The organism is Chryseobacterium sp. (assembly GCF_041914225.1).
In the GTDB taxonomy this organism is placed as follows: Bacteria; Bacteroidota; Bacteroidia; order Flavobacteriales; family Weeksellaceae; genus Chryseobacterium.
In genome coordinates, this window is sequence record NZ_JAYSDT010000048.1 from 21,603 (window position 1) to 27,681 (window position 6,079).

The 6,079-nt window shown below is 35.8% G+C and carries 8 protein-coding genes; 4 read left to right on the top strand and 4 right to left on the bottom strand.

Annotation, left to right across the window (positions count from 1 at the left end; all coding sequences use genetic code 11):
- Positions 1-53 precede the first annotated feature (53 nt).
- The 3 genes from ACE3RB_RS16720 to ACE3RB_RS16730 all read left to right on the top strand — a co-directional run bounded on the left by ACE3RB_RS16720 (position 54) and on the right by ACE3RB_RS16730 (position 1,962).
- Positions 54-548: a Smr/MutS family protein gene (locus tag ACE3RB_RS16720; RefSeq protein ID WP_374465252.1), complete on the top strand. Its 495-nt coding sequence runs from the start codon at positions 54-56 to the stop codon at positions 546-548.
- An 18-nt stretch (positions 549-566) separates the two neighbouring features.
- On the top strand, positions 567-1,283 hold the full coding sequence (locus tag ACE3RB_RS16725; protein WP_374465253.1) for a DUF3822 family protein: 717 nt from the start codon (positions 567-569) through the stop codon (positions 1,281-1,283).
- Positions 1,284-1,389: 106 nt separating this feature from the next.
- Positions 1,390-1,962, top strand: a complete 573-nt coding sequence (locus tag ACE3RB_RS16730; protein ID WP_374465255.1) for an RsmD family RNA methyltransferase — start codon at positions 1,390-1,392, stop codon at positions 1,960-1,962.
- Here the strand turns inward: ACE3RB_RS16730 and ACE3RB_RS16735 are convergent.
- A complete protein-coding gene (locus ACE3RB_RS16735) occupies positions 1,959-2,306 on the bottom strand; it encodes a winged helix-turn-helix transcriptional regulator (protein ID WP_374465256.1) in 348 nt (115 codons plus the stop codon). The two genes, ACE3RB_RS16730 and ACE3RB_RS16735, sit on opposite strands and share 4 nt — an antisense overlap.
- Positions 2,307-2,390: 84 nt before the next feature.
- On the opposite strand from ACE3RB_RS16735, the gene ACE3RB_RS16740 reads away from it, so the two are divergent.
- Positions 2,391-2,990, top strand: a complete 600-nt coding sequence (locus tag ACE3RB_RS16740) for a nitroreductase family protein (RefSeq protein WP_374465257.1) — start codon at positions 2,391-2,393, stop codon at positions 2,988-2,990.
- A 79-nt stretch (positions 2,991-3,069) separates the two neighbouring features.
- Here the strand turns inward: ACE3RB_RS16740 and murI are convergent, their stop codons facing one another.
- From murI to ACE3RB_RS16755, 3 genes are all read right to left on the bottom strand, one after another.
- Positions 3,070-3,900, bottom strand: a complete 831-nt coding sequence (gene murI, locus ACE3RB_RS16745; RefSeq protein WP_374465258.1) for a glutamate racemase — start codon at positions 3,898-3,900, stop codon at positions 3,070-3,072.
- Positions 3,901-3,960: 60 nt separating this feature from the next.
- Complete coding sequence (gene hemW / locus ACE3RB_RS16750) at positions 3,961-5,085, bottom strand: radical SAM family heme chaperone HemW (protein WP_374465259.1); 1,125 nt, start codon at positions 5,083-5,085, stop codon at positions 3,961-3,963.
- A 51-nt stretch (positions 5,086-5,136) separates the two neighbouring features.
- On the bottom strand, positions 5,137-6,079 hold a 943-nt coding region (locus ACE3RB_RS16755; protein WP_374465260.1), incomplete at its 5' end, for a PorP/SprF family type IX secretion system membrane protein.

The window sequence follows — 6,079 nt, forward strand, 5'->3', positions numbered from 1 at the left end:
CCTTTTACTTTCTACCTTTGTACAATAATTGACTCAGAGGAGACTTGAAAAATATGAAAATCGGCGATAAGGTTTCGGTAGTAGATGAAGATTTAAGCGGAGTAATTACTTCCGTGAAGGGAAATATTGTCGTTTTTAAAGATGAATATGGATTTACCCATCAGTATCCCAAAGAGAAGCTGGTTCCGAAAGATGCTGATCTGTATGAAAATATCAGGATTGTAAAGAAAGCAGAGCCCAAAAAAGCTATTTCTAAGAAACATCAGAAAAATCATTTGGTTCTGGACCTGCATTTTCATAATTTGGTAAAGAATCCCAATGACTATGACAGCTTTGAAAGGCTGTTCATTCAAAAGGAAAAACTGATTGAAGTTCTGGAGTTTTGCAGAAAAAATAACCTGAAGAGGCTGGAAATTGTTCATGGTATTGGTGATGGTACCTTACAGCGGATGGTTCGGGATGTACTGGAAAGCCAGGTCAATATTGATTTTTATAATAAGGAAATACTTCACCATCAATCAGGTGCGGTAATGGTAGAATTTCACTAAATTTGCAGGAATTGAAATATGAACGTACTTAATTTACTTTTTACCAAAGACGGATTAATCTGCCAGATTGTTAAAAACAAAAACATCCTGGAGGAAAAGTCTTATTTCGTTACTGAAGAGACACCAGCCAATCTTATTGAACAGAAGCTGGACGAAGTTCTTATCAAGCAGCGCTACGAAGAAATCCATGTGATTTCAGCATTTAATCACTTTACCCTGATGCCGGAAGGTTTTTCCGAGCATGATGCAGGATTTGATCTGATTGCCTTCAATGCTCCGGCTGACAGAGAGAAGGAAGAACTGATGCTCTCCATCAACAAAAAATTCAATATTCAGTTTTATTATACTTTCCCTAAGAACTATTATAAAAAAATAAAGGAACTTGCTGTGCCTGCCCATTTTAATTTCTCAGGTGAAAAGTTTTTAAGCTCAATCAATAATAAAACCAGTAAAGAAATTCACATCAACCTGTATCATAATCAATGTGAATTTTTTGCTATTGACAATAAGAAAATTATTCTTTATAATAATCTGGATGTCAATTCAGAAGTAGATTTTCTTTACTTCATTATGTTTACGTTAAGCAAGATCGGTTTTGGAATCAATGAAACCAGCTTTTATGCTTATGGAGAAACTACGGAAAATGAAACATTTATTTCTGAACTTCAGAAGTTCGTTAAAAACCTGAAAATTGTTTTTGACAACATTCCCAACAAGAATTTTATACTTAACTAAGGGACAAGGGCTTGGGAAAAAGGGCTTAGCCTTTATAAAAAGATAATAATGATGTATGTTTTTAATCCCTAATCCCTAAACCTACCATCTAAACCCTAACAAAAATATGTTCAGAATAATATCAGGCAAATGGAAAGCCAAAAAAATTGCCGCTCCCAAGAACTTTGAAGTAAGACCTACAACCGATTTTGCGAAAGAGGCTTTATTCAGCATTCTGGAAAACAAATACGATATGCAGTCGATCTCCGTGCTTGATCTTTTTGCAGGAATAGGCTCTATTACCCTGGAATTTGCTTCCAGAGGATGTCAGAATATAACTTCTGTGGAAATGAATCCAAAGCATACGGCATTCATTAACACTACTGCTTCCGAGCTTGATATGGCACTTCAGATCAATGTACAGAGAGGAGATGTTTTTGACTGGCTTAAAAAGTTCAGAAATAAAAAATCGTTTGAAATTGTTTTCTCCGATGCTCCTTTCGAAATGGAAGAGAAAAAATATCACGAGCTTATCTCTCTGGTTTTAAACAATAAATACCTGAAAGAAAACGGAGTTCTTATCGTGGAGCACCAAAGCCGCATGAAATTCGAGCATCCTAATTTAACAGACACCCGAAAATACGGAAATGTAAGTTTCAGTTTTTTTGAACCGAATAAAGAAGATAATCAGGAACTTTAATTCCTGATTATTTTTTTTGAGATAACCGGAGCTTCTTCACCCCATTTTGTAATGGCCTCCAGAACAGGTAATAAAGTTCTTCCGAAGTCTGTTAATTCATATTCAACCACTAAAGGAGGCTTTTCTGTAAAAACTTTTCGGTCAACAATTCCATCTTCTTCCAGTTGCTTTAGCTGTAAGCTGAGCGTTCTTTCCGTAATCGTAGGAATTGATTTCCTTAATTCATTATATCGCCTGGCACCATCAATCAGGTGGTGTAAAATTACTGCTTTCCATTTCCCTCCTATAAATTTCATGGTAACACTCGTACAGCAGGGGTAGGATTTATTATCTATGGTATACATTTTTATACTATCATTTTTTACCGTTATTGCAAAGTTAGGAAACTTAAATTAATTTTGTAACTATAAAAATGATAGTATAAAATTATGAACTTTTTAGAGCAAATGAAAAACAGGTATACTGTAAAAAAGTATAACCCACAGGGAAAAGTTACTGAACAGCAGGTTGCAGAGCTTAAACAAATTTTAAATCTTAGTCCGTCTTCTATCAACAGCCAGCCATGGAATTTCGTCTTTGTGAACGATCCGCAGCTGAAGCAGCAATTAGGGGACAAATCTTATTTTAACAAGGAAAAAGTATTGGAAAGCAGCTATATCATTGTTTTTCAGGTAATCAAAGACGTAGAAAACTTTGAAAAACAGATAGAAGAAAATCTTCCGGAAGGTCCTGTTAATTATTACCGGACAATGGTAAAACCTAAAGGTGAAGAAGCTGTAAAATCCTGGCTGCGTTATCAGGTGTATTTGTCATTGGGAGTACTTTTATCTGCCTGTGCTGCCATGGGAATAGATTCCACTCCAATGGAAGGAATTGAGCCTGATGGATATGATGCTGTTCTGAATAATGAAAGATATGAAACCCTATTCGCAGTAGCTATCGGGGAAAGAGATGAAGCAGATGCCAATCAGCCTAAATTCAATCCAAAGAAGAGACTGAATGCTGAGAAAGTAATTGTGGAAGCATGATTTAAACACAAGTTTCACTAATTATTTCACAAAGAACACTAATAAAAAAGTCTGCTTCAATGTGAGGCAGACTCTTTATTTATAATACTTTCAATTCTAAATCAATTGTTTTTCCGAAGAACTTCTTAGAGATCTTTTCAAAATTCTTGGTAAGATCTGAAAGATAAAAATGGTAATTCGGTTTGGGATTGTTCTCGTTTAAAAGATTGTATTTATCCAGGATAATCTTCAGATGATTGGCAACAATATTCGGAGAATCTATTACACGGACTCTGTTTCCGTAATACTGCTTGATTTCATCTATTAAAAGGGGATAATGGGTACAGCCCAGAATCAAAGTTTCAATATTTTTAAGCTTACTGTTGCTTAAATAATTGTAAATAATAGCATGGGTAATCGGATGGTTTTTAAACCCTTCTTCAATGGCAGGTACCAGCAATGGTGTTGCCAGTTCATCCACCTTGATCCATTTATTATGTTTACGGATACTCTTTTTATACAGTCCGGAATTTACAGTAGCTTTGGTTGCAATAACTCCAACATTATTGTGGATTTCGTAAGATACTTTTTCAGCAACAGGATTGATAACGTCTATTACAGGCACTCTTCCTGCAACAGACTGCATTACTTCATTCAAAGCATTAGCCGTTGCCGTATTACAGGCAATCACAATCGCTTTACAGTTCTGTTCCAACAGAAAATTGGTAATTTTTGTAGAATATTCAATAATAGCATCCCTGGACTTTTCTCCATAAGGAAGGTGCTTTGTATCTCCAAAGTAAATCAGATCTTCATTAGGAAGAAGTCTTTTGATTTCTTTGGCAACGGTAAGACCTCCTACCCCGCTGTCGAAAATTCCGATAGGCTGGCTTGGTGAAAGATGTAAATAATCTTGTTTTTTCGTTTTCAAATGAGTTGAAATTTTATACAAAAATAGTGAATTTTATGGCATACTGTATATATGCAAACATTATACAATAAACAAATCTGAAGCAATCCCATCTGCCATAAACCAATGCTTCTCCGGAATTTTCAAATGATCATTTTCAATGATTAAAATACCTTCTTCCATTTTTGGTTTGATTTCTGCCTGAAAATGCTCCAGCAGTCTGTCCGGAAATTTGGATTTCAGACTTTCAATATCTACTCCCCAAATGGTACGCAAGCCTATCATGATCATTTCATTAAACTGATCTTCCTGGGAAAGAATTTCTTCTTCCTTAGCCAGTAGTTTATCATTAAGCTTCTTAATATACTGCTGATTATTGGCAACATTCCAGCTTCGGACATCAAATCCGTTATAAGAATGCGCTGAAGGACCTATTCCCAAATACTCCTGATATTTCCAGTATGAGGAATTGTGCCTCGAATAAAAACCGGGTTTTGCAAAATTGGAAACTTCATAATGTTCAAAGCCATGATCTTTTAAAAAGTCTGATAAATAATAGAATTCTTTATTTTGCTCTTCCTCTTTAGGGCTTTTTACTTTTCCTTTTGATATCCAGTTTTCCAAGGCAGTTTTAGGTTCTACAGTCAAGGCATATGACGAAATATGGGGAACTTCTAAAGCGATGGTTTTATTCAGGTTTTCTTTCCAGATTTCAATATTGGAGGTGGGTGAACCATAGATCAGATCTATACTGAGATTTTCAAAGCCGAAATCCTGGGCACGTTTGATAGAGCTTTCTGCCTCTGAAGCATTATGAGCTCTGTTCATTAATTTTAAATCCTCCTCAAAAAAACTTTGTGTACCGATGGAAAGCCTGTTCACGGGTGTTCCCGCAAGCTGTTTTAAAAAGTTTTTATCCAGATCATCAGGATTGGCTTCCAATGTAATTTCTATATCTTTTTCAAAGCTGAAATAACGTAATGTTTCATCTATTAAAGAACTGATTTCATCCACGGTAAGAATAGACGGAGTTCCACCTCCAAAGTACAGCGATTTCAGATTTTTGTTTTGTAATTCCTCTTTCCTCAGCAGTATTTCAGTTTTCATGGCACGAAGCATTTCATCCTTAAAATTCAGGGATGTTGAAAAATGAAAGTTACAATAGCTGCATTTCTGCTTACAGAACGGAATGTGAATGTATATCATAAAAAAAGCTCTGAAATTTTTCAGAGCTCAAATTTATTTAAATTAAATTGATTAGTATCTAAATCCTCTCACATTAATAAAGTTGTCGAAGTTATATCCCAGACCAATCATGAAGCTGTTTCCGCCGTAACTCTGGATATCAGACAATCCAAGGTTATAGGTAGCTCCGATCATGAATTTGTTGAATCTTACTTTTACAATTGGAGAGATACTCAGGTCCTGATTGTCAAATCTGTTCTGAACCGTTCTGTAGCTTACTCCAAAAGAGAATGCGTTGATATCATTAGAGAATGTCGCCATCAGGTTCCAGTCGATCATTCTTGTTGAATTTGTATTAAGGTTGATTAATGCTGATGGTGCAATTGTAATATTATCAGCAATGTTCCAGTTGTATCCTAAGTTTAAGAAGAATTTAATTGGAGAAGGCTCGTAGTTGTTTACGATAGAAGCATCATTACTTAATGCGATATCATTTACGGAAACACCTCCGAATAATCCTCTGTAGGTAGCAGCCAAACCGAAGTTCGCATACACCATGAAGATATTACTTTCCTCCCCTCTTAATAACGGGTCACCTCCTTCTTCAGTATTGATTTTTGAATAGTCAAAATTCATGTTATAGAAGTTAACACTTGTACCGAAAGAGAACTGGTCTTTTCTGTCTCCTTCGCTACTTAGCGGAATAAAATATGAAGCACCAGCCGTGATACCACCCGCAGAGATCGGTCCGTTACTGTCTCTGAACACGGAAATACCAGCACCTACTCTATCAAAGATATTCGCATTGATCCCGATTGACTGTACATTCGGAGAATTACTGAATTTTGAAAATTGTTGTTGATAATTGGCGTTGAGCTGTACGTAATCTGTTTTTCCGTATTGAGCTGGGTTGAACAGGAACTCACCATCCAAAAGATATTGCTGATAGTATGGTAGTGATTCTTGTGCTTTGTATGCATTTGACAAAAGAGCTAAACATACGATAGCATATAGT

What these genes read in the sequence shown, in the direction of transcription:
- hemW (WP_374465259.1), bottom strand. Translation starts at nt 5,085, where the DNA reads ATGATATACATTCACATTCCGTTCTGTAAGCAGAAATGCAGCTATTGT.
- ACE3RB_RS16740 (WP_374465257.1), top strand. Translation starts at nt 2,391, where the DNA reads ATGAACTTTTTAGAGCAAATGAAAAACAGGTATACTGTAAAAAAGTAT.
- ACE3RB_RS16720 (WP_374465252.1), top strand. Translation starts at nt 54, where the DNA reads ATGAAAATCGGCGATAAGGTTTCGGTAGTAGATGAAGATTTAAGCGGA.
- ACE3RB_RS16725 (WP_374465253.1), top strand. Translation starts at nt 567, where the DNA reads ATGAACGTACTTAATTTACTTTTTACCAAAGACGGATTAATCTGCCAG.
- ACE3RB_RS16730 (WP_374465255.1), top strand. Translation starts at nt 1,390, where the DNA reads ATGTTCAGAATAATATCAGGCAAATGGAAAGCCAAAAAAATTGCCGCT.
- ACE3RB_RS16735 (WP_374465256.1), bottom strand. Translation starts at nt 2,306, where the DNA reads ATGTATACCATAGATAATAAATCCTACCCCTGCTGTACGAGTGTTACC.